The sequence below is a fragment of the Anaerobiospirillum succiniciproducens DSM 6400 genome, from assembly GCF_000482845.1.
In the GTDB taxonomy this organism is placed as follows: Bacteria; Pseudomonadota; Gammaproteobacteria; order Enterobacterales; family Succinivibrionaceae; genus Anaerobiospirillum; species Anaerobiospirillum succiniciproducens.
In genome coordinates, this window is record NZ_AXWV01000075.1 from 1 (window position 1) to 19,403 (window position 19,403).

Below are 19,403 nucleotides of genomic sequence, written 5' to 3' on the forward strand. Positions count from 1 at the left end.
CTAAGGGTTACGTGCCCTTATTAATGTACCTGTAATAGATATGAACTATAGCTATCATCATAACTAATAGGTATATAAAGCATACGATTACAAATGACTTCCCGGGATCTTTTGCTTGATAGCTAATCGTAGTGCTTTAAACCCCTTTGTTGACCATAAACACCATGTGCCATACGCTAAGTTTGACTTATACGAGAGCTACGGTATGTCAAATGAAATCCCTAGTTATGTATCACATGCCATAACTAGTCTAAATAGCTCAAAACGGCATATGCCAATCAAAATTCTTTTGATGGAAGCGCTAGCTAAAGGTACCATGTCCAAAAAAAGAATTTTGAAAAAAACATTTACATATTCCGGTTACAAGAGTAATTTTGAGCACGACGTTTTAGGGTATTGGCTATATACGCTCTAAGCTTAGATAACGATGGTGCTATGATGCTGGCTTAACTGATGGAGTTTTGCCAGGGGCAAAGCTATTGGCACGAGCTTGAGTGTTGTTTGTGCCTGCATCTTGAGGATCTTTGCTTAAAGTAGTGCTATCAGTATTTTGGCCCTCTTGAGGAGCACTTTGTTGTTTTGCCTCAGAGTCCTTTGGCAATAAACCTTTAAAGCTGTTATTGTCGAGCTTAATTAACCACTCTTTGACGATACGCTCACCGTCTTTGGCAATGTCAGCGCGATATGACTTAAGACCTGCCTTGATAGGTACATTGGCATTGGCCTCAAGCTTGGAGATCTTGGTAAATACCTTATTTCTTGACTTGTTGCCGTAGGTACAAAATGGGATCACAATCTTGCCTGAAAGATCATGGTCTTCAAAGAAAGAGTACAGCGGCATAGGCATATCAGACCACCACAGTGGGAAGCCTACAAAGATGACATCATATGAAGATGGATCAAAATTTGGAGTGATCTTGCTTTGAGGAGGGAGGCCAGAGTCCATCTCGTCAGAACTTTGCATAATAAGTTCTGAGTGCTTAGATGAGTATGGTTGATCTCTCTCGATGCGATACATATCTGCCTTAGTGTACTTAGCAATGAGACTTGCCTCATACTCAGTAATACCAAGGATGTTCTGCTCCACTTTAACTGTAGAGGCACCGCTCATAGCGTCAACATTATGGGTTGAGCTCTTTTCTGGCTTAGTAAAGAAAACTACCGCACTTTTAAGAGGAGTCTCTTTAATTGCAACAACCTTGCTATCGTTACTTGCTAGAGCCTGCGTACTTGCCACAGTAGCTGCAGTACTTGTTGCAACCTTACTTAAGGAGCTAGTTGGGCGATTGAGATTTGACTGCGCGATCTTTTCAGCAGTACGCGCTTCTTCTTGTGATCTTTGCTCAAAGCTTTGCTTACGAGGAGGAGCCTTAAGTCTATTACCATATGGATCACGGTAGACCTTAGCTTTCTCTTTGACATTGCTGCCCACTTGCTCAGAGCTTGGGCTTACCTTGTCTGCATTGGTCTTAAGAGTAGATGCATTGACGTAGGCACCAGACTTATCAATAGCAGTGGTCTTTTTATCAATGGCATTACGAATGTTCTCTGCACCACTAGCAGTGGTGTTGGTATTTGACAAAGATGAGGTTTTCTTTGCTTCTGCTACATCGGCAACAGAGTTAATACTTGAGCTTGCCTGTTGAGGTTTAGTCTCTTCTTGAGCATAGCTACTACAGCTAAAAACAAGCGCCATGGTACATAAGCTGAGTTTCAATGCCTCAAATCTAGGAAGTGCCTGAGCTATCTTATGTACTGTTGTAATGTGGGCCATGTTTTAATCCTAAACCCGTATATACAAAGAGCTTGGTGCCAAGTTTAACTACATTGCTAGTGTGATGATGAGCTTCAAGCGTCACTTGATAGCAAGGTAAATAAGGCTTAAGCATGCGCCACCTTGAGTAGAGCTGCAGCTTTTTAATCTTTGTAATTCAGGTTGTATATAAGGGGCGTCTTTGCAAGGACGCCGTGAAGCTGTAGTACGAAAGTTTGACATTAACTTTGTGTCTTAATGTTTCTTTCGCAATATCGACTTATGCAAACAAAAAACGCGCCAAGGCGCGTTTTTATCGTGCAGATTTAGTTGTTAATCTGACCTAAAGTCTTAAGCACGTTGTCCATTCTTGAACGCCAGGTTTGAATGAGTTCGCACAAGTGCTCGTTTTCACGTTTGTACTCTTCAAGTTTGCGCTTGAGTGCAGCGATTTCAACGTCTTTTCTATCAAGGGAGCTGAACTTCTCGTCCATATTGCTGCTCAAAGTATCAGTCTTTGCGGCAATTTCATTGAGCTCCTGTAAGAGCTCAAGTTCTCTGAGACTCAGCTGTTCACGATTTGCCATAAATGAACCTTGGAAAATATGTACGTATAGATGCCCTGTCGAGATCTTAGCACTCTTTTTCTTAAGAAAAAGTAACTTTTATGAGTGCTCTGATCTTGATCTTAAGGCACATGTATAAGCGATTCTTTTCATAAAGATATAGTCCTAGATGCTAAGGACAGCATCTGTCGCTACTTTCACTACACATGTGCCAAGTAAATATAAGAGCTCAGTTGCTAGAGAATATAGCGTGAGAGATCCTCATCCTGAACAATATCGCTTAAGTGCTCATCTACATAGGCTGCATCGATAACCACGGTAGTGCCAGGATTATCTGGGGCCTCAAATGAAACCTGATCTAAGATCTTCTCCATCAGAGTATGCAGACGACGGGCACCGATATTCTCAGTCTTTTCGTTGACAGTGTAGGCATCCTCAGCAATGCGCTTAATAGCATCATCGGTAAAGGTGATCTTTACACCTTCAGTTGCCATTAAGTACTCGTATTGCTTGGTTAATGAAGCATGAGGCTCGGTTAAGATGCGTACAAAATCATCAGCAGTTAATGCCTGCAGTTCAACACGGATTGGTAGACGACCCTGCAGCTCTGGGATGAGATCAGATGGCTTGGCGATCTGGAAAGCACCAGAGGCGATAAAGAGGATGTGATCGGTCTTAATCATGCCGTACTTGGTGTTGACCTGGCAGCCTTCGATAAGAGGCAGCAGATCACGCTGTACGCCCTGACGAGAAACCTCACCGCGAGAGCTACTGCCATCACCACCACAGATCTTATCGATTTCGTCGATGAAGACAATGCCGTGATTCTCACACTGCTTAACTGCTTCATTACGCAGATCTTCAGTAGAGGTCATCTTCTCGGCCTCTTCTTGAGTCAGCTCTTTAAAAGCGTCCTTGATCTTCATCTTACGGTTGATGGTGCGGTTTGGAGATAATGAATCAAACAGTGACTGAAGCTGATTGTTCATATCCTCCATGGCACCATTGCCTGGAGTTAAGATCTGTAAAGGAGAGCCTGACTTATCAGCAATGCGGATTTCGATCTCGCGATCATCAAGCTTGCCCTCACGCAGCATTTTGCGGAAGTTCTGACGTGTAGCGTTGTTACGCTTTTCCTCTTCAGTTGCTGATGGGGATGGCAGCAGTGCATCTAAGATGCGCTCCTCAGCGGCCTCTTCTGCACGGGCATTATTCTTTTTAGCAGCCTCTTCTTTAACGAGCTTCATGGATACTTCAGCAAGCTCGCGGATAATGGAGTCTACTTCTTTACCAACATAGCCAACCTCAGTGTACTTGGTGGCTTCAACCTTAATGAAAGGAGCCTTAGCAAGAGTGGCTAAGCGACGTGCGATTTCAGTCTTACCAACACCGGTAGGGCCTATCATCAGAATATTCTTTGGATAGATTTCCTGACGAATCTTTGGGTCTAACTGCATACGACGCCAACGATTTCTCAGAGCAATGGCTACAGAACGCTTCGCAGCAGCTTGGCCAACGATGTGGCGATCTAACTCACTTACAATCTCGCGTGGGGTTAATTCAGACATGCGCTATCTCCTAAAAGCTCTGGCAGCTGCCCTGCTCCTTGGTCTCTGGAGCATCTTTGGTAGCGTTGGACTCATCCTTTTCATCGCAGCTAATAGTCTCGATGATGTGGTTTTGATTGGTGAATACACAAATCTCACCGGCGATCTCTAAGGACTTCTTAACGATATCTTCAGCGCTTAAGTCGGTGTTGCGGACTAAGGCGCGTGCAGCAGAGAGCGCAAAGTTACCACCTGAGCCAGTAGCGAGAATGTCATCATCCATACGTACTACGTCACCAGTGCCAGAGATTAAGAATGAGTGATCCTTATCTGCAGCAATGATAATGGCCTCCAGCTTACGGAGCATCTTATCAGTACGCCAGTCTTTAACTAAAGCAACACAAGCTCTCTCCAAAATACCTTGGTGAGCTTCAAGCTTCTTTTCAAACAGATCTAAAAGAGTAAATGCATCGGCAGTTGAGCCTGCAAAACCAGTGATTACACGGCCTTTGTACAGGCGACGTACCTTGCGGGCATTGTCTTTTAAGATAGAAGACTGGCCCATAGTAACCTGACCGTCACCACCTACGGCAACTGTGCCATTGCGACGAACAGAAACGATGGTTGTCATAATAAAACCTTATCCTACACTCGATATTAGTTTTTCTAGTTCATTACCCATAGTCGATTAGATGATTGCTATCAGATCTCGACCATGTGGGCATCTTGAGATAAGCGTAATCTATCTATGTGCCCTTGCCTGTATGGCTATTTTGTTCAAGTAAGCCTTGGCAAATAAAACTAGTTTGAGCTTGTAAAACTGTATCAAAAATGGGTTTTTGAGCCCCCAAAGCATGGCCACTTAACAGCAGCTCAATGCTCTAAGCGCTCTTTATTCTTGAATGAGGCCGCATTGTTGTAAGAGACCCTTATCAGCTAAGAAAGAGAATGCCTCACGAGCACGCTCTGCTGATGGGAATGGGCCAAGCTTCAAGCCTAAAGTGCCATCTTGATTCTTAACTACCTGAGCGGTTACGCCCTGGAAAGCGAGGACAGCCTTTTGGCTTTCTGCATCAGCAGCATTGGTGTAACTATCGCAATAGAGTACTGCTTTAGTTGAAGCAGGTGCTGCTTGAGGAGCCTCAGGGGCTTGCTCTTGAGCTTGCTGACCACCTAATGCTTCTTCCTCTTCAGTTGGCATTGGTAGAGGACCAAGTCCTTGAGATGGACTTTGAGTATTTGGCTGATTTTCAAATGGGCTCTTATCAACGCCGATAGGACCATCATCGGTCTGAGGGGCGTCGTGTAACAGATCTTCAATACCACCGCCATTAGTAGCGACGTTATTTTCAAAGTCATAACGCTGTGAGCTTGGTAATTGCAGGTCGCCTGAACTACCTTGCTCTAAAGGCTGATTGGCCTCTTGGCTAACTACTTCTTGAGTTTGATTTGAGCCATCATCCTCAGTAAGTGACAACAGGAAGCTTACAAAGAGTAAAACTATAAAAGCGATGCCGCCAATAGCTAAAACACGCTTCTTTTGCGGAGGCAGATTGGACAAACCGCCCTTTTCACCTAGATTAAACTTCACAACGATTACCTTTAAATGGCTGTCAAAACATGTTGTTAAGGCTACTAAAAGCTTAGTAGCTGAAACTTAGCAAAAAGCTAGTTAAGGCTAAACTGCCATGCAATTTCATGGCAGCATAGTTAGTTAAAAACAGTAGTTATGGCTTTTATAAGCTATAAAAAGCTTTACATCTTTTCCATGACATTGATGCCAAGCAGATTTAAACCTTGCTTGAGCACCTTGGCAGTTAAAGCGCACAGAGCTAAACGGGAGACCTTAGTTTCTTCATCGGTACCCTGCTTTAATACTGGGCATGCTTCATAGAAACGCATGAAGGTGCCAGACAGTTCAAACAGATAAGTACATAACAGGTGCGGCATAGCTTTAGCTGCAACTGAGTTAACAGCATCAGCAAAGGAGAGCAGCTTGTTAGCTAAAGCCTCTTCAGCCTCGTGATTAATCACAATGGTGCCTGGAACGCTGTCAGTCTTACGGAAGATGGACTGAATACGGCTGTAGGCATACTGTAAGTAAGGAGCAGTATTGCCTTCAAAAGCGAGCATCTGATCCCAGTCAAAGATGTAGTCAGTAAGACGATTCTTAGACAGATCGGCATACTTTACAGCACCAATTGCGATGTCATGTAAAATCTGCTTACGCTCTTGTGGATCGTACTCACTGCCACGCTCAGTGAGCATAGCATCAACGCGCTTTTCAGCCTCGTCTAATAAATCCTTAAGCTTTACAGTACCGCCAGAACGGGTCTTAAATGGCTTGCCATCCTTACCGAGCATCATGCCAAATGCATCGTGCTCAATAGAGACATTCTCAGGCAGGTAGCCAGCAATACGACAGATTTGCCATGCAGCTTCTAAGTGCTGATGCTGACGTGAGTCAATAAAGTACATGAGGCGGTTAGCCTTGAACTTCTCTACACGGTACTTTACGCAGGCAATATCAGTGGTGGTGTACAAATATCCACCATCGCTCTTACGAATAATGTTGCCTAGTACGTCGCCATCCTTGTTCTTAAACTCGTCTAAATAGACTACAACCGCGCCCTGATCCTCAACAGCGATACCACGCTTTAACAGATCATCAACTACAACAGGCAGCATGTCGTTATACAGGCTCTCTCCCATGGTGTCTTTTTCTGAGAGAGTGACGTTCAGACGATCGTAGATAGCCTGATTTTGATCCATGGTCATCTTAACGAGCTTCTGCCACATGCTATAGCAGTATTCATCGCCACCTTGCAGACGAACTACATAAGAACGAGCCTTAACTGCAAATTCTTCGTCCTCATCGTAAAGACGCTTAGCCTCACGATAGAAGGCCTCAAAGTCGCTCAGATCCATGCCAGCGCCATGTTCGTTTTCACACTTTTCGAGATAGGCGATGAGCATACCAAACTGAGTACCCCAGTCACCAACGTGGTTAGCACGGGTAACGTTATGGCCTAAGTACTCAAGTACACGTACCACAGCATCACCAATTACGGTAGAACGGATGTGGTGTACAGCCATTTCCTTAGCTACGTTAGGAGCTGAGTAGTCAACCACAATGTTTTGTGGCTCAGTAGTTAAAGGCACACCAGAGCGCTCATCTAAGAGCATGGCCTGCAGTGCAGATGCGGTGTGGTTGGCGTTAATGAAGAAATTGATAAAGCCAGGACCTGCGATCTCTGTCTTAGCAATACGCTCATCGTTAGGCAGAGCGTCAACAATGAGCTGAGCTAATTCACGTGGATTCTTGCCAAGTGGCTTAGCAAGCATCATGGCGATGTTGGTGGCAAAGTCACCATGAGCCTTATCCTTGGTGCGATCAATGCGGATCTTGCTTTGAATATCGTCTGGGATATCAAAGTCAGCTTTTAACTTGTTAAGACTTGCAAGTACGAATGAGGCAACGAGATTCTTCATATTTTCGAAATTGACCCGACCAATTGCTCTTAAAGATAAGCTCTGAGCTACTAAACACTTTAAAGCGCTAGTTACTAACGCTAAGTGGGCATCTTAAGATTTACTTAAGTGCTCTATGTAGCAGCTTGCTAAAAAACGATATGGAACGCATAGATATGCCGTCTAGTTCGTTACAGGTGCTTAGTAAAAAGCGCCTTGCAAGGGACAGTTCTAAGTGCGTCCACAGAATTTTCTATTATAGCATAGACGCTAGGCTCAACAGGTCATTTGTAAAAGACAGATCGCGTAAGAATGCGGGTGATGCTCTATAGTTGACGCCTTATGAGCTTAAAGTTCGACCCTTGTTGAATCGCGTGAGATGCTCTCACTAGGCGCAATTGCCAACAATAATGTATTGAGCACAATGAGCTTTGCAGCTGCAGCTGTAGCTGCAGTCGCCGCCGCAGCAGCCGCCGCAGCCGCCGCAGCGGTTGTATCTGTCGCTGCAGCTGCACAAGCAAAAAGCCTCAGAGATGAAGGCTAACAGCTAATCGCATGGCGCTCATGTCTATTTTCAGTAGCATATACAATTAGTGAAGCACTCGTCGAACCACTAGCGTTTTGCGTCAGTACAAGTGCAAAGACCCTTACTTAAAACAAGGGGCTAATAGGCATGTTAAACTAGAAATATTAGAGACCTACATGGCTTCAAGCATGGTTTTGCAAAACCAAAGATGAGAATGTGTAGACGTAAGCTTTTGAGGTAGATATGGCAAGTATCAATAACATCATCATTTCTCGAACCGATAAGATCGGCGATTTTGTCGTGTCTATTCCGTCATACGCTACAGCTAAAGCCATGTACCCATCAGCTAGAATCATTGCTCTTGTTAGTAATGCTAATCGTGCTGTAGCCATGCACGTCAAATGCATCGATGAGGTTATTAGCATTGATGATTACAAAGATGATGATGCCTCTTTAATTAGCAAGCTGCGCTCATTTAACCCTGATGTGTTTATTGCCTTAGTCTCTAACAACCATATCTCTAGTATTGCCTCAAAGTCAGGAGCAAAGGTACGCATTGGCCCGCATTCAAAGTTATGGTCATTCATTCATTACAATCGAGGTTTTAGACAAAAGCGCTCTGAGTGCATCAAGAGTGAGGCTGAATATAATCTTGATCTTATAAAGCACCTTGATCCTGAGCTTTTTGACAAGGTTGGTATTCACTTTGATCGTATTGCCTACACTGATGAGGATGGTGCTAAGGCTAAAGAGCTCATTGCTTCCTTAAATATCGCTGATAAGCCTTTCATCCTGATTAACCCATTTACTGGTGGTTCAGGCTCTAATCTTTCTGAGGCACACTACTCACAAGTAATCACCGGCATCCTATCTTCATATGCTACTAAAGCAAGTAAAAGCAATGATCTTAAAGATGACTCTCAGCAAGATTTAAATGCGCACTCTTGTGCCACTTGTGCTCAACATAATGACTCTGTACTGGTGCCTGAGGTAGTGGTGATGGGCATTAAAAGCCAGCAAGAACGTATTGAGCGCGTCATTGCTGCTGTGCCTGAAAAGCTGCGTGAGCACTTACATGTCTGCATCAATGAGCACTCACTCATGGTAGCTGCTGCGCTTACTGACTTATCAGCTTGCTTTATTGGTCCTTCTACCGGTATTACACAATTTGCAGGAAACTACAGAAAACCAGTTATCTGTTTTTACTCAAGTCGTATCTCTAATTCTCATACTCGTTGGGCTTTATACGGAGACACTAATGAGCATCCTGTAACCTTTGATCGCAATAAGCTCCATGCAGAGACTAAGGAGTTGCAGGAGCTTGAAGAGAGCATGGCTCTTGAGATCATTAATACATCATTAGAGCAGTTTTATAGCTCCAAAGAAGTAGCGCTCTATCAAGCAAGTCATAAGCAAGAAAAAATGTCTAAGAGTGTAGATGAAGTTATTAAGACAAGTTCTGAACATGAAAGTGGTGACAAGCACTACGAAAAGCTCAGTCTTACAGTAGCACTGATCGCCCATAATGAGGCCGATAGATTGCCTCCAACCTTAGCTAAGATTCAAGACATTGCCTCTGAGATCATCGTGATCAATTCCGTGTCTACAGATAAAACTATTGATGTGGCTAAGTCTTTTGGTGCTAAGGTTTACACAGAAGAGTTTAAAGGCTTTGTAAAGCAAAAGAACTCTTTGATTCCTAAATGCACTCAAGACTGGATCTTATTTTTAGATGCTGACGAAGTGCTCAATGATGAGCTTAAGGATGCCATTGTTAAGGTGATCAAAGAGGATAGCCACGACGCTTATGAGATGAATCGTCTTACCTTCTACTTAGGCAAGTTACTTAAGCATGCTTGGCAGCCTAACTATCGCCTCCGTTTAGTCCGTCGTGATTCTAATCCACGTTGGGAAGGTGAGTTAGTCCATGAGTCATTGAATACTGACTCAAAGGTGAAGCGTTTACCAGGCTACATCATTCATTATTCATATCGTGATGTGAATGATCACTTCTTACGTACCGTACGTTACGCCAAGATGTCAGCTCAAAGTTATATTGTTAAAGGCAAGAAGCCATCATTAATGAAGATCATCTTCAGCCCAATCTTTAGCTTTATTAAGCTTTACTTTGTAAAGCTCGGCTTTATGGATGGTCGTGCTGGCTACATTGCAGCACAAAGTGCCTTTATTTATACATTCTTAAAGTACGTCTTCTTATGGGAAGCCTCTAAAGGCCTAGACTATAAGGCAGACACAGCCACTGCGACTAAAACAAGCAACAGTAACGATACCTCGGCAGCCTATGCAGCCACTCAAGAGCAGGTATATGAACTAGGTAAAGACTCTCAAGACAAGAGCATCTAAGCTTAACCACCTCAAGAGCTTGTCTAAACTATGCGCCGCTAGTTGATATTGTGCCTCTAGCGGTGCGCAAAACGCATTTAACTAAAGTTTCACTCCTAGAAACTAAGCTCCTTTGAACGCTTCCAGTAAGCGTCATGAAAGCAAGTAAGCCTCGCGAAAGTAAGTAAGCGTCATGGAAGCAAGTAAGCCTCGCGCAAGTAAGGAAGCTTTATAAAGAGCCATCGTATCTTTAGTAGTTGTTGATTGGGTCTACATCGATAGCAAAGCGCAGATCACCATTGTTTTTAAAGGTAGAGTAAGCATCGGTAATAGCATCTAAGAGCTTACTTAAATCATCGCGGGTAAAGGCGGTGATGGTGATATGGAAGTGGTAGCGGTTAAAGCGCTTTTCAATCTTGTCGGGCAAGATTGGACTCATCGAGACCTTTTGCAGCAGCGGGTTATTATTGCCAATGATTTGGAAAATCCCCTTAAGCCTATCAAAGGCTTTATTACGATCTGTGGAATTTGTCATCACCGTTGCCTGAAAGGTAAATGGTGGTAGGCACATCTCACGACGTATATCCAAAAGCTCACAGGCAAGACCGATGTACTTAAAGTCACCAGTAGTTAAGCGAGTGAGCAATTGGTGTTCTGGGAATCTAGTTTGTATATAGACAATACCCCTTTTATCGGCACGTCCTGCGCGTCCTGCTACTTGAGTAATTAACTGAGCAGTGTACTCAAGGCCTCTAAAGTCATCGCAGAATAAACCAGAGTCCACATCAATGATGCCTACAGTAGTTACATCTGGGAAGTCATGGCCTTTAGCGAGCATCTGTGTGCCGATCATGATTTCACTTTCATGATTGAGGATGCGCTTTAAGCTCTGATCAAGCTTCTCTTTACTGGTGATGACATCACGATCAATACGCTCAATACCAACATCTGGGAAGCGCTCTTTGAGGTAGCTCTCTACTTGCTCAGTACCAATACCGATCTCAAGTAAGGTGTCTTTTCCGCCGCAGTATGGACAGTCTTTTAAGATTGGCGCTGAGTAATCGCAAATATGGCATCTCATTGAGCCGATATTACGATGTACCGTAAGCTGATTATCGCAATGCGGACAGGTGATGACCTTACAGCAGGTATGGCAGATTAAGGCATTAGAAAAGCCGCGACGATTTAAGAAGAGTAAAGCTTGATTGTGCTTGGCTGTAGTTACGCCAATGGCATTTTCTAAGACTGAACCAATGCCCGATCTTACCGAGTCGTTGAGCTCTTCGGTTTTGAGATCTACCACCACAATATCTGGAACCTTTGAGTTCCTGGCGCGGTTAAAGAGATCAAGACGGCGATAACGTCCGATTTGAGTATTGAATACCGATTCTAAAGACGGTGTAGCAGAACCAAGTATGACCTTGCAATTAGACAGATGCGCACGATACACCGCAAGTGATCGTGCATGGTAGCGTAGACCGTCATTTTGCTTAAAGGAGCTGTCATGCTCTTCATCGATGACGATAAGTCCTAGATCTGGTATCGATGAAAAGAGGGCTGAACGAGTACCGATAAGAATGGCGGCGCGATTACATGCCATATCTAAGAAAGCATCCATACGCTCGCGATCAGACAAGGTCGAGTGCATGGTAGCAATAGGCACTTTAAAGCGAGCATAGAAGCGCTTAAAAGTTTGAGGTGTAAGCGCGATTTCTGGTACCAACACCATCGCCTTTTTGCCTTGTTTTAAGGTGTGCTCGATTGCCTGCAGATAAACTTCAGTCTTGCCAGAACCAGTGACGCCACTAAGTAAAAAGACACCATAGCCATCTTTTTCGTTGATGGCTTTTAGAACCGATGCTTGCTCGTCATTAAGTTCAAAAGGTTTATTTGCAAGGATCTCATCACATGCTGATGCGCCAGTGAGATCAAAAGGAGGCAGATCTTGTGCAAGATCAACCTTCTTTGCTAAACCCAAGCGAATCAACACGTTTTCTTGCTGTAAAGAAAAGCCTTGTTCGCGCAGCTCACGTCGTTTACGCGGGCCTGACTGCAGTGCTAGCAGCAGCTCTTTTTGACCTTTAGAGCGTAGCTTGCCTAGTGCCTCATCAAGCTTGCTAGGTTTTACCATGTTGATAAAACCTGGGATCTCCTTATACGTAGCAGGAGAGCCCTCGCGCATCATCTTCGGCAAGCCTAGCTGCAGTGTCTGTCCAATAGGATAGTGATAGTACGAAGAGGCAAACTTTAAGGTCTTAAAGACGGCCTCGTCTATCCACGGCTGATCATCTAAGACTTGTGCCTCTTTAATCTTTTTAATCGAGTAGATAGAAGAAGCACCAATGCCAGTAATAATAGCGACTTCTTTGAGCTTAGTAGAACGTACACCAAAGCTAATCTTTACGCGTCGGCCGATATAGTTTTGATCGCATTTGCCCTTAACCTTGTAGTCATAGGTTTGGTATAAGGCGCGATTTACGGCTACTTGAACGACGGTAAATCCTTGCGCTGCTGCCTCTTCATCAATTTGCTGCAATGCACAGGTCTTACCTAGCTGACTTAAGGAACTCTTATCAGGGCTTTGTAAAACGCTATCTTCATCTTCAAAGAGCAATCCAAGTGCAGGATTTAAAGGAAGTTCTTCTTGACAGTGGTTCTGATTGATATGTGATTTTAGGTCAGAGCCTGTCAGCGGAATATACACATCAGGGGCGCTGAGCGCTTCAGGGATCGTGCCTTTAGTGGAGATAACCCCACTATTATCTTGAACAGGTGCAAATGATGCTCCTAACGATAGATCATTTGAATTAAGTAGATCACTAAAAGGCTGCGGCTTGAGGATGTCGCAAAAGGACTCAGGACTAATAAGATCGCTCGTATTATTCTCTCTAAGATGCTTACTAGCGTCTTTAGAGCCATGAGCCTCGCTCATCTGTAAGTTCGGAGCGCTATGCTTAGCACTTTCACAAGAACTACATATAGCCTTGTCGGTTCTTAAATGCAGCGTACCCCCATCTTCACTCATAAAGTCATCGGCATCAGATGGGGCATACGATGATTTAGCATGCTTAAGGTCATTGCCTGATGATGAGACACGCTCATGCTCAGCGTCTGTAACGCTGTTAATTTGTAAGTCTAGCTGCTTGTTTGTCGAGTCTATCATCTGTGCCTGCTATGCCAACAACATTAATTATTGAGCCGATGTCAGGTCATCATGCTATCACACGAGTCTAGCTAGATAACAAAGTGATGCAAGTGAAAGTTGTTATGCGATATATAAGCGGTTTTAGTAAGATAGAGAGCAACTAACTAAGGCATACCTTCAAATTGTGAAATTGTTTTATAAAGATCGCTGCAAGATCTTAAGGTGCACGCCTAGACTAGTTGGTGGGTAAATGGCTTAAATATGCGGTTTTAATTTGGTAAAGATCAGGTATTGTAAGAAACTAAAAAGAGATCTTGAGTTTTGGCAAATTGTTCTGTATGATAAGGCGCTCTTTTTTAATACCGCATGTGGTGTTCGGCGCAATGATTTGTAGGCGGCTGAATGGCGACATGCACTGAGGTCCAAATGCAAAAGAATATTCACCCACAGTACGAGTTAGTAAACGTACGTTGCTCATGCGGCAATAAGTTCCAGGTTCGTTCAACCGCTGGTCACGACATCGACATCGAAGTCTGCTCTTTATGCCACCCATTCTTCACCGGCAAGCAGAAGATCGTTGATACTGGCGGCCGTGTTGAGGCATTCAAGAAGCGCTTCGGTATGCTCGGCGCTCAGAAGCAGTCTTAATTGGCTTAGAAAGCTTATTTATCAAGCTTTCAATGCTTCTGTCTCTATGCAAAGAGCTTCGTTTATTTAAACGCGCTATAGCATAGAGCAACACGAAAAAAAGCGTATCTCCTGTTTAAGGCGATGCGCTTTTTTTATGTCCAAAAATCATCACAAAATGGCCATAAGCACTCCTTAATTGCCATTTCAATCAATTGCCCGCCTTTTTTACGCTCATCTTTAAGTACAAAACAATTTCAAGAGCAATCAAAGTCCCACCACGAACGCTATCGGCCTTTGTGCTAATCACATTGATTGTGCATTTTGCACATACTTTGAATATTGGCACGAAAGTTATTACAGTGCGATATCCTCGTGAATGGCTTATTTGTCAAAAGATCTTGAGCATTTTCGTTTTGCAAGTGATAAGTGCTTTTCTACTGTCTAATAGTAGCGATTTGAGAGTCAGATCAAAGATCATGAGAACGGTTGAGAGATATTTGCAAAAATCGAGACGGTGCTAGCACTTTTAGTAATATGTATAGCATTAGACTGTTCGAGTTGTTTACTTGAGGTCCTTTTAGATCAAGAAGGCATAAGGCAGGAGTGCTCTCCTGTCTTCAATGAATAACTCTCGCCAATGCATGAAGAGCCATGTGCGTTAGGCGATTTCACATAGCAAAGATCGTAGTAACTTTGGTTACATAAGCTTTGTTAAGATGGCTAAAGAATTCACAGGTAGTTAAAGAATTTAAGGGGGACACCTTGGATCAACAGTCATTACACGATGCCGCTCTGGAATATCATGAGAAGCCAGTGCCAGGCAAGTTCAAGATCACCATCACTAAGCCTGCTGAGACTGCAAGAGACTTAACTTTAGCTTACAGCCCTGGTGTAGCTGAGCCTGTTCGTGAGATTGCTAAGAATCCTGCTGATGCATACCGCTACACTGGTAAGGGTAATTCCGTTGCTATTATCTCCAACGGTACTGCAATTTTAGGTTTAGGTAACCTTGGCCCTCTGGCTTCTAAGCCTGTTATGGAAGGCAAGGCTCTCTTATTCAACCGCTTTGCAAAAATTGATGCTATCGACATTGAAGTAAAGCACAAGTCTGTTGAAGAGTTCATTACTACTGTTGAGTGCATTGCTGATACCTTCGGTGGTATTAACCTCGAGGATATCAAGGCTCCAGAGTGCTTTGAGATTGAGCGTGAGCTCATCAAGCGCTGCAACGTTCCAGTATTCCACGACGATCAGCACGGTACTGCTATCGTAAGCTGCGCTGGTATCCTGAACGCTATTGAGTTACAGGGCAAGAAGCTTGCTGATTGTAAGATCGTATGCGTAGGCGCAGGTGCTGCAGGTATCGCTTGCTCCGACCTGTTAATCGCTGCTGGCGCTGACAAGAGCAAGTTCTTCATGGTTGACCGTCACGGTGTAATTCGTTCTGACCGTGCTCAGTACAACAATGGTGAAAAGCCACGTTTTGTTAACGATGCTGGTCCTAAGACCTTATCTGAGGCATGTGATGGCGCTGACATCTTATTAGGCGTATCAGGCCCAGGCTTAATCACCGAAGACGACTTAATGCACTTAGCTCCTAAGGCTGTTGTATTTGCTTGCTCTAACCCAGATCCTGAGGTTGAGCCAGAGTTAGTTAAGAAGGTTCGTCCAGATATCATCATTGGTACTGGCCGTTCTGACTACCCTAACCAGATCAACAACGTACTGTGCTTCCCATTCTTATTCCGTGGCACCTTAGACGTACGTGCAACCTGCATCAACCAGGAAATGAAGCTTGCTGCTATGCACGCTATCCGCGAGCTTGCTCAAGAGCCAGTTCCAGCTGAGGTTGTTAAGGCTGCTTTAGTTGATAAGCTTGAGTTCGGCCCAGAGTACGTAATTCCTAAGCCAATGGATCCACGCTTATTCAAGAAGGTATCCCGTGCAGTAGCTCAGGCTGCTGTTGACTCAGGCGTTGCTCAGATCCCAATGCCAGAGAACTACATGGCTTAATAATCATTAGTATGTGACTTAAAGTCATACCAATGAATATTTAAAGAGGTCGATGAGAAATCATCGGCCTTTTTTTATGCCCGTCAAAAGCAGCAAACTTATAACTGCTTAAACCAACGATATTTCAAAGATACAAAAAATGCGCGTACCTATTTAGGCACACGCATGTCTAAAACACTTCTCATGATCAAGCTGCATGTAAGCTTTGATAGCCTATTAGTGCATGAGCTCTGATTGCCTATCTACACGCAAGCTTTGATAGCCTATTAGTGCATGTGCTCTGATTGCCTATCTACACGCAAGCTTTGATAGCTTATTAGTGCATGAGCTCTGATTGTCTATCTACGCACGAGGAGCACGCCACTTTCGAGGTGGTTTGTGTATGGGAACTGATCAAAGAAAGCAACACGAGCGATTTTGTGGGTCTTGCTTAAATACTTTAGATCAGATGCCAAAGACTCTGGGCCACAGCTAATGTAGATGACATTGTCATATTGAGCGGTGAACTTTAAGGCCTCTTCATCTTGTAAACCAGCACGAGGAGGATCGATGAGCAAGGTAGAGAAACTGTACTCATCTAAGTTGATGTCTAGTTCATTGAGACGACGGAAAGTGCGGACGTGATTTAAGGCTTCGGTAACCTCAAGGGCACTAAGACGAGCTAACTTGATGTTTTCGATCTCGTTGAGCTTCATGTTGAAAATGGCGGTCTCAGTTGGTACACGAGCTACTTCTGTGGCAAAGACCTTATCAAATAGCGGCGCTAAGGTCACGGTAAAGGTGCCTGAGCCGCAATAAAGTTCAATTAAGTCGCGCTTTTGCCCTGCAGGAACATCTTTCATGATGGACTTAGCACATGAGATGGCAAAGTTAAGCATGGCTGAGCAAGCAGTAGCGTTCGGCTGAGAGAAAGTACCTTCGACTTGCTTAAGCTTGATATCGCCTCTAACAGTTGGGATGGTCTCAATAACAAAGTCATCGCCAATAGTGATTTTTTGCTTGCGAGCATGAGCCACTAAAGAACAAGATATACCTGCTGCCTTAAGATCTTCTCTTAGCTTATGTGCCTCATCGGTAAAAGGATCGACGAGTTTCTTATGGTAGTTTAAGGAGATGACCACATCGCCCTTAGTGTTACATAAGAAATCAGCGCCAAAAAGCTTGTGCTTGACCTCAGGGTACTTGATGACATGCTCTCTTAAGGCTGTCATAGCCTGATTAATTGAGACTGTGCAACCTGGGAAGTCCTTAATAAAGATCATCTTACGAGGCTTGCTGCCAGGCTCGAACATTACATAGTCGATTTGACCATCTTCGTGATGGAAGATAGCAAACTCACAACGCATTCTGTAATGTTCAGGTAAGGATGGGTGAACCTCTGGAGTAAGCGCATTGAGGTCATTTAATCCAAGGGCATTATCCTCAGTAGCAAGAGTGCCTTTTATAAGATTGAAAACACGTTCGATCTTCTCATCAAGGTAATCTTGGTATCTGTCTTTGTCAGTAGTTGTCAATAAAGTTGGTAACATGCCCGCATCCACAAAAAGGGTTATAGCCTATTAGTTGTTAAAGGCTCATAGTATGACCCATACAACTGTAAAGTGCCATGCATGTTATCAAAACTCCCATCAATATGCGATCCTTGCGATGAGACACTAAAGAATCTTGTACTTAAGCTAACGCAAGATACATATGAGTTGTACAATCTGCATATGAGTGAAAGTTGTAGCTACTAAGGCTGCTAACAGTTCTACTATAGGAGTTGTCAGATGTTTCAAGGCAGAGCAGCACGTGTTTTGTTTTTTGACTCAGGAATGGGCGGACTTTCTGTTTTCACTAAAACAGCCAAGCTTAATGCTAATGCCTCTTACTACTATCTATTTGATCATGAAGGATTTCCTTATGGTAATAAGAGCGAAGAGTATCTGCAGCATAGAGTAAAGAATCTCTTAGATAGAGCCTGCTCCATCATTAAGCCTGATGTGATAGTGGTTGCATGTAATACAGCTAGTACCACAGTGCTGCCGATTATCCGTGAGGCTATCGATACTCCCATAGTAGGTGTGGTACCTGCAATTAAACCTGCAGCTAAGATTTCTAAAAACAAGTCGATTGTCTTATTAGCAACACCAGGAACCTGTAGCCGCGCCTATACTAATTTCTTAATCAATGAGTTTGCCTATGACTGTAAGGTGATGCGTATTGGTTCTGAGGATTTAGTACGACTAGCTGAAGATGCACTTTTAAGTGCCTGTCAGCAGCGCATGACATATGAAGAGTTTTGCCAGAAGGCTTGTGACATGGTTAAGCTCAAAGAAATCTTAGAGCCTATATGGTCATGTCATGGCCCAAAAGCTCCTGATGCAGTAGTGCTTGGCTGTACGCACTTTCCTTTATTGAAAGAACAGATATCAACTATTCTTGGACCTAAGATTCATCTAATTGATTCAGGTGAGGCAGTAGCTCGTCGCGTTAAGGCTATCCTTGAGGCAGGCTATCAACAGACAATGCATGCAGATCTAAAAACTGATGAGGAGAGTGTTTTAGAACATGAAGATCTCTTAGCAGCAGAAGAGATAATTCACGTACCAGGTCTTTCAGATGCAGAGGTATTTACCTCAGGAGCAAAAGTAGCAGTTTATACAGGTACATGTTCTCAAGATGAGCGTAACAAGATGGAAAGTACCTTTAGCTACTTCCACTTTAGAGAGCTATTGAGTTTTGACGAGCTATCGAAAGAGCATTAAGTCTAGCTTTATATAGGATTAGCTTCTTGTAAATAGAAAAAGGGCAGGGCGCGAAAGCGTCCTGCCCTTTTTCTTAATACTTCGTGGGCTGCACACATTAGAGTGTGAAACTCTAGCATCGCAATAAATGGCTTCAAGTGCATCAGTATTTGTAAAAAAGTAAGAGCTTCCTCTCAAAATATTTGTGGTTAGTGTTTGCTAATATGGTAATAAAGCAATCAAATTAGGGTGTTTGTAACGAAACTATGCAAAAAATTTTTGAGCTACAAACGGCTTATATATCGGCTTTTGTTAAAAATGATTAAAGTTTTTTTAAAAAAGTTCAAAAAAGCTGTTGACGTGTGAGTTCAAATCATTAAAATACGTCCTCGCTGTAACGCACTAAGCAAACAGCAAAACAAAGCCAAGCGCTTTGTAGTTCTTTGAAAATTGATAAGTACAGACAATCTGTGTGAGTTCTTTAGTTAAGGACTTTGAGTTTAGCCACATACTTAGTAGCTTAGTTTAAAGCTACAACTTCAAACGAATCATTAAAGTGAAGAGTTTGATCATGGCTCAGATTGAACGCTGGCGGCAGGCCTAATACATGCAAGTCGAACGGTAACAGCAGAGAGCTTGCTCTTTGGCTGACGAGTGGCGGACGGGTGAGTAAGGCTTGGGAA

Annotated in this window: 12 protein-coding genes and 1 rRNA gene; 5 read left to right on the forward strand and 8 right to left on the reverse strand. The window is 43.5% G+C overall.

The window, feature by feature from the left end; all coding sequences use genetic code 11:
* Nucleotides 1-433 precede the first annotated feature (433 nt).
* From H524_RS16700 to argS, 6 genes are all read right to left on the reverse strand, one after another.
* On the reverse strand, nucleotides 434-1,696 hold the full coding sequence (locus tag H524_RS16700) for a flavodoxin (protein WP_169726145.1): 1,263 nt from the start codon (nucleotides 1,694-1,696) through the stop codon (nucleotides 434-436).
* Between the two features lie 383 nt (nucleotides 1,697-2,079).
* Nucleotides 2,080-2,340 carry a hypothetical protein gene (locus tag H524_RS0109720; RefSeq protein WP_027940083.1) on the reverse strand — a complete coding sequence of 87 codons (261 nt, stop codon included), beginning with the start codon at nucleotides 2,338-2,340 and terminating at the stop codon, nucleotides 2,080-2,082.
* A 215-nt stretch (nucleotides 2,341-2,555) separates the two neighbouring features.
* On the reverse strand, nucleotides 2,556-3,887 hold the full coding sequence (gene hslU / locus H524_RS0109725; RefSeq protein WP_027940084.1) for an ATP-dependent protease ATPase subunit HslU: 1,332 nt from the start codon (nucleotides 3,885-3,887) through the stop codon (nucleotides 2,556-2,558).
* A 10-nt stretch (nucleotides 3,888-3,897) separates the two neighbouring features.
* Nucleotides 3,898-4,497: an ATP-dependent protease subunit HslV gene (gene hslV, locus H524_RS15315; protein WP_044121980.1), complete on the reverse strand. Its 600-nt coding sequence runs from the start codon at nucleotides 4,495-4,497 to the stop codon at nucleotides 3,898-3,900.
* 261 nt (nucleotides 4,498-4,758) lie between these two features.
* On the reverse strand, nucleotides 4,759-5,457 hold the full coding sequence (locus H524_RS0109740; protein ID WP_027940085.1) for an SPOR domain-containing protein: 699 nt from the start codon (nucleotides 5,455-5,457) through the stop codon (nucleotides 4,759-4,761).
* 164 nt (nucleotides 5,458-5,621) lie between these two features.
* Nucleotides 5,622-7,358 carry an arginine--tRNA ligase gene (argS, locus tag H524_RS0109745; RefSeq protein ID WP_027940086.1) on the reverse strand — a complete coding sequence of 579 codons (1,737 nt, stop codon included), beginning with the start codon at nucleotides 7,356-7,358 and terminating at the stop codon, nucleotides 5,622-5,624.
* A gap of 748 nt (nucleotides 7,359-8,106) precedes the next feature.
* On the opposite strand from argS, the gene H524_RS17610 reads away from it, so the two are divergent.
* On the forward strand, nucleotides 8,107-10,227 hold the full coding sequence (locus H524_RS17610) for a glycosyltransferase (protein ID WP_211232168.1): 2,121 nt from the start codon (nucleotides 8,107-8,109) through the stop codon (nucleotides 10,225-10,227).
* A 229-nt stretch (nucleotides 10,228-10,456) separates the two neighbouring features.
* Here the strand turns inward: H524_RS17610 and priA are convergent, their stop codons facing one another.
* Complete coding sequence (gene priA / locus H524_RS0109760; protein ID WP_052339038.1) at nucleotides 10,457-13,369, reverse strand: replication restart helicase PriA; 2,913 nt, start codon at nucleotides 13,367-13,369, stop codon at nucleotides 10,457-10,459.
* A 408-nt stretch (nucleotides 13,370-13,777) separates the two neighbouring features.
* On the opposite strand from priA, the gene rpmE reads away from it, so the two are divergent.
* On the forward strand, nucleotides 13,778-13,999 hold the full coding sequence (gene rpmE, locus H524_RS0109765; RefSeq protein WP_027940088.1) for a 50S ribosomal protein L31: 222 nt from the start codon (nucleotides 13,778-13,780) through the stop codon (nucleotides 13,997-13,999).
* Between the two features lie 744 nt (nucleotides 14,000-14,743).
* The gene (locus tag H524_RS0109770; protein WP_027940089.1) at nucleotides 14,744-15,994 is read left to right on the forward strand and encodes a malic enzyme-like NAD(P)-binding protein; all 1,251 of its coding nucleotides are present in this window, start codon (nucleotides 14,744-14,746) and stop codon (nucleotides 15,992-15,994) included.
* A 338-nt stretch (nucleotides 15,995-16,332) separates the two neighbouring features.
* Here the strand turns inward: H524_RS0109770 and trmA are convergent, their stop codons facing one another.
* Nucleotides 16,333-17,523, reverse strand: coding sequence for a tRNA (uridine(54)-C5)-methyltransferase TrmA (gene trmA, locus H524_RS0109775; RefSeq protein WP_052339039.1), 1,191 nt, complete (start codon nucleotides 17,521-17,523; stop codon nucleotides 16,333-16,335).
* A 240-nt stretch (nucleotides 17,524-17,763) separates the two neighbouring features.
* Between trmA and murI the strand changes: the two genes are divergently transcribed.
* Together murI and H524_RS0109785 are read left to right on the forward strand one after the other, a co-directional pair.
* A complete protein-coding gene (murI, locus tag H524_RS15325; RefSeq protein ID WP_052339040.1) occupies nucleotides 17,764-18,741 on the forward strand; it encodes a glutamate racemase in 978 nt (325 codons plus the stop codon).
* Nucleotides 18,742-19,273: 532 nt separating this feature from the next.
* Nucleotides 19,274-19,403 (forward strand): 16S ribosomal RNA (locus tag H524_RS0109785); the annotation flags it as partial.

Excerpts from the sequence above, each read along its gene's own strand:
- H524_RS0109720 (WP_027940083.1), bottom strand. The coding sequence starts at position 2,340 with ATGGCAAATCGTGAACAGCTGAGTCTCAGAGAACTTGAGCTCTTACAG.
- H524_RS16700 (WP_169726145.1), bottom strand. The coding sequence starts at position 1,696 with ATGGCGCTTGTTTTTAGCTGTAGTAGCTATGCTCAAGAAGAGACTAAA.
- priA (WP_052339038.1), bottom strand. The coding sequence starts at position 13,369 with ATGATAGACTCGACAAACAAGCAGCTAGACTTACAAATTAACAGCGTT.
- H524_RS17610 (WP_211232168.1), top strand. The coding sequence starts at position 8,107 with ATGGCAAGTATCAATAACATCATCATTTCTCGAACCGATAAGATCGGC.
- murI (WP_052339040.1), top strand. The coding sequence starts at position 17,764 with ATGTTTCAAGGCAGAGCAGCACGTGTTTTGTTTTTTGACTCAGGAATG.
- trmA (WP_052339039.1), bottom strand. The coding sequence starts at position 17,523 with ATGTTACCAACTTTATTGACAACTACTGACAAAGACAGATACCAAGAT.
- hslU (WP_027940084.1), bottom strand. The coding sequence starts at position 3,887 with ATGTCTGAATTAACCCCACGCGAGATTGTAAGTGAGTTAGATCGCCAC.
- rpmE (WP_027940088.1), top strand. The coding sequence starts at position 13,778 with ATGCAAAAGAATATTCACCCACAGTACGAGTTAGTAAACGTACGTTGC.
- hslV (WP_044121980.1), bottom strand. The coding sequence starts at position 4,497 with ATGACAACCATCGTTTCTGTTCGTCGCAATGGCACAGTTGCCGTAGGT.
- argS (WP_027940086.1), bottom strand. The coding sequence starts at position 7,358 with ATGAAGAATCTCGTTGCCTCATTCGTACTTGCAAGTCTTAACAAGTTA.